The sequence below is a fragment of the Verrucosispora sp. SN26_14.1 genome (genome assembly GCF_004307965.1).
In the GTDB taxonomy this organism is placed as follows: domain Bacteria; phylum Actinomycetota; class Actinomycetes; order Mycobacteriales; family Micromonosporaceae; genus Micromonospora.
Genome location: NZ_SISL01000506.1, coordinates 1 through 4,031, shown reverse-complemented (window position 1 = coordinate 4,031; position 4,031 = coordinate 1). Strand labels below are relative to the sequence as shown.

Annotated in this window: 3 protein-coding genes; all 3 read right to left on the bottom strand. The window is 72.0% G+C overall.

What is annotated here, in order from left to right; all coding sequences use genetic code 11:
* Window positions 1-193: 193 nt before the first annotated feature.
* A complete protein-coding gene (gene mraY / locus EYA84_RS27995) occupies window positions 194-1,327 on the bottom strand; it encodes a phospho-N-acetylmuramoyl-pentapeptide-transferase (protein ID WP_131056879.1) in 1,134 nt (377 codons plus the stop codon).
* A complete protein-coding gene (gene murF / locus EYA84_RS27990; RefSeq protein ID WP_131056877.1) occupies window positions 1,324-2,730 on the bottom strand; it encodes a UDP-N-acetylmuramoyl-tripeptide--D-alanyl-D-alanine ligase in 1,407 nt (468 codons plus the stop codon). Before murF ends, mraY begins: the two co-directional genes overlap by 4 nt.
* Window positions 2,727-4,031 (bottom strand): UDP-N-acetylmuramoyl-L-alanyl-D-glutamate--2,6-diaminopimelate ligase (locus tag EYA84_RS27985; protein ID WP_131056875.1); only part of this gene is annotated, 1,305 nt, incomplete at its 5' end. The genes murF and EYA84_RS27985, both read right to left, overlap by 4 nt.

Sequence of the window (4,031 nt, the reverse complement as noted above, 5' to 3'; positions counted from 1 at the left end):
CTCCCCACCCCACCGCCCGCCCCGCCCGCGCCCGCCCGCTCGCCCCCGCGATCATGGAGTAGTGGTCGACGTTTCATGCCGGTACGGACGCATTCGTCCATACCACGACTCCATGATCGCGGGGGCGAGGTCGGCGGGAAGGCCGCGAGGGCGGGTGGGGCGGGTGGGGTCGGGGGTCAGGGGGGTCTGGGGGTCAGCCCATGTTGGCGAGGAAGTCGCTGTAGAAGAGGCCCAGAGCGATGGCGACACCGATGCCGGCGATGATCCAGAACCGGACCACGATGTTGACCTCGCTCCACCCGGCCAGCTCGAAGTGGTGTTGCAGCGGCGACATCCGGAACACCCGCTTGCCGGTGGTCTTGAAGGAGATGATCTGGATCACCACGGACATCGTGATGATCACGAAGAGCCCACCGATGATCGGGAGTAGCAGCACCGTCCGGGTGGACATCGCCATGCCGGCGATCAGGCCGCCCAGGCCGAGCGCGCCGGTGTCGCCCATGAAGATCCGGGCCGGTGAGGTGTTCCACCAGAGGAAGCCGACACAGGCACCGGCGGCGGCACCGGCGATCAACGCGATCTCCAGCGGATCCCGGACCGCGTAGCAGTAGTTGTTCGGGTTGGCGGTGTACGACGGGTCGGCGCACCAGTGCCGGTACTGCCAGAACGCGATCACCGCGTACGCGCCGAGCACCATCACCGAGGCGCCGGTGGCCAGGCCGTCGAGGCCGTCGGTGAGGTTGACGCCGTTGGTCGCCGCCATCACCACGAAGATGAAGATGACCACCGCGCCGATCTTGGTGACGTCCAGCGCCGGGATGTCCCGGATGAAGCTGAGCGTCGTGCTGCCGACGGTCTCGGTGTTGGTCACCTCGCCGCTGGCGTCGGTCATGGTGGACGGGAAATAGAGCGCCACGACCCCGAACAGCGCGCCGACCAGGATCTGGCCGAGCAGCTTGCCCCGGGCGCTCAATCCGCCGCTGTGCCGCTTGCGCACCTTCAGGAAGTCGTCGACGAAGCCGACCGCACCGCAGAAAACCATCAGGCCCAGCAGCACCAGCGCGGTGATGGTCGGCTCGACCTGGGCGATCTGCGCGTCCGGCAGGGTGGTCAGAGCCAGGTGGCCGGCCACGTACGCGATCACGGTGGCCAGGATGAACACCACCCCGCCCATGGTCGGGGTGCCCTTCTTGCCCTGGTGCATCTGCGGGCCCTCGGCCCGGATCGGCTGGCCGGCCTTGAGCCGGGTGAACACCTTGATCGCGATCGGGGTGCAGAACAGCGAGACGAGGAAGGCCACCCCGATGGCCACGATGACCGCTCTCACGAAGCGTCACCCTCGCCGTCTGCGGCCACGTCGACGCGCAGCGCGTCGGCCACCTCCCAGGTCCGGTACCGAGAGCCCTTCACCAGGACGACATCGCCCTGCCGTAGCTCGCTTCGCAGCACCTCGACGGCCGCCGCCTGATCGGTGAGCAGCACCGACTCTCCTCCCCAGTCACCTACCGATGTCGCCCCGTGGTGAATCGGCGCCGCGGCCTCACCGACCACCAGCAGCCGGGCGACGCCCAGCTCGGCCGCGAGACGGCCCATGTCGGCGTGCCCCTGCGTCTCGAAGTCACCCAGCTCGGCCATGTAGCCGAGCACCGCGACGGTACGCCTCCCGCTGCCGATGCCGGCGAGCGCACGCAGCGCCACCGCCATCGACGCCGGGTTGGCGTTGTACGAGTCGTCGATCACGGTCACCCCGTCGGTGCGTTCGAAGACGTCCATCCGACGGGTCGAGACCAGCCCGAGCGCGCCCAGCGCGACGGCCAGCTCGGTCAACGGCATGCCCAGTTCCCGGGCCACCGCCGCGGCGGCCAGGCTGTTGGAGACCTGGTGCCGTCCGGTGAGCCCGAGCCGCACCGGCGCGTCGCCCTCCGGCGTAACCAGGGTGTACGACGGCCGGCCGCGCTCGTCCAGCGTCACGTCCTCGGCACGGATGTCGGCGTGCGCCGCCTCGCCGTAGCGGACCACCCGGGCCACCGTACGGCTCGCCATCGCGTCGACCAGCGGGTCGTCGGCGTTGAGCACCGCCAGGCCGTCGGCCGGCAGCGACTCCACCAGTTCGCCCTTGGCCACGGCGATGTTCTCCTGGGAGCCGAACTCCCCGATGTGCGACACCCCGACGTTGAGCACCACGGAGATGCGCGGCGGTGCCACCTCGCAGAGGTAGCGCACGTGGCCGATGCCCCGCGCGCCCTTCTCCATCACCAGGTAGCGCGTCGTCGGCCCGGCCTGCAACGCCGTGTACGGGTGCCCCAGCTCGTTGTTGAACGAGCCGGGCGGCGCCACCGTCTCGCCGAGGCGCGCGGTGAGCTGGGCGATCAGGTCCTTGGTGGTGGTCTTGCCGGAGGAACCGGTCAACCCGATCACGGTCAGCTCCGGCAGCCGGTCCACCACGGTCCGGGCCAGCCGACCCATCGCGGTCAACGCGTCGGCGACCACGATCATCGGTACGCCGGGCACCTCGCGGGTGCCCAGCACCGCCACCGCGCCGTCCGCCACGGCCGCCGCCGCGTAGTCGTGCCCGTCGACCTTCTCCCCGTCGAACGCGACGAACAGTCCACCGGCGGCGACCTTGCGCGAGTCGAACTCGACGCTGCCGGTGATCCGCGCGTCGGGGTCGGCGTCGACCAGTCGACCGTCGACGGCCGAGGCGACCTCGGCCAGGCTGAGCGCGATCACCGCTGCCCCGCCAGGTCCCCGAAGCGGGCCCGCAGCGCGTCGGCGAGCTCCGTCCGGTCGTCGAACGGGTACGTCTCGCCGGCGATCTCCTGGCCGCGTTCGTGCCCCTTGCCCAGCAGCGCCACCACGTCCTGCGGCTCGGCCAGCCGGACCGCCTCGTCGATCGCCGCGCGACGCCCGGCCACCTCGACGATCCGGGCCGCCGTACCAGCCTGGTGGGCACCGGCGAGCACCTCGGCGCGGATCGCCGACGGCTCCTCGGTACGCGGGTTGTCGTCGGTCACCACGACCACGTCGGCTCCCTCCGCGGCAGCGGCACCCATCAGGGGCCGCTTGCCCCGATCCCGGTCGCCGCCCGCACCGATCACACAGATCAGCCGGCCGGCGCTGAGTCCGCGCAGTGCGGCCAGCGCGGCCACCACGGCGTCGGTCTTGTGTGCGTAGTCGACCACCCCGCGTACCCCGCCGGCCACGCCCACCGACTCCAGACGCCCGGGTACGCCACCGCAGGCGGCCACACCCTCGGCGGCGGTCACCGGATCGACTCCGGCGGCGACCAGGGTGGCGATGGCCAGCAGGGCGTTCGCCACGTTGTGCCGGCCGGGCAGCGCCACCCCGGCGGGCAGCGTCAGCCCGTCCGGGCCGTGCACGGTGAAGCGCTGGGCGTACCCGTCGCCGTCGACCTTCTCGGCCCACCACGTGGCGGTCGGGTCACCGGCCGCCGAGTAGCTGACCGTGGCCGGGGTGAAGAGCGGTTCCAGCGCCGGGTCGTCGCGGTTGAGCACCTCCACCGCGCAGCGCCCGTCGAAGAGGCGCGCCTTGGCCGCGAAGTAGTCCTCGGCGTCGGCGTGGAAGTCCAGGTGGTCGGAGCCGAAGTTGGTCCAGCCGCCGACGCCGAACCGCACCCCGCCGACCCGGCCCATCGCCAGGGCGTGGCTGGAGACCTCCATGACCACCGCGGTGACGCCCCGCTCGCGGGCGGCGGCGAGCATCGCGTGCAGGTCGGTGGCCTCCGGCGTGGTCCGCACGCTGTCCACCACGAGGTCGCCCAGGCGCGTCTCGACGGTGCCGATCAGGCCGGTGGTGTGGCCGGCGGCGCGCAGCCCGGACTCGACGAGGTAGGCGGTGGAGGTCTTCCCGGCGGTGCCGGTGACCCCGATCGTCAGCAGGTGCGCGGTCGGGTCGCCGTAGATCGTCGAGGCGACCGGGCCGAGCGCCGCGCGTGGGTCGTCGACCACCAGGACCGGCAGTCCGGTGCCGGCGGCCGACTCGGCACCGGCCGGGTCGGTCAGCACGGCGAC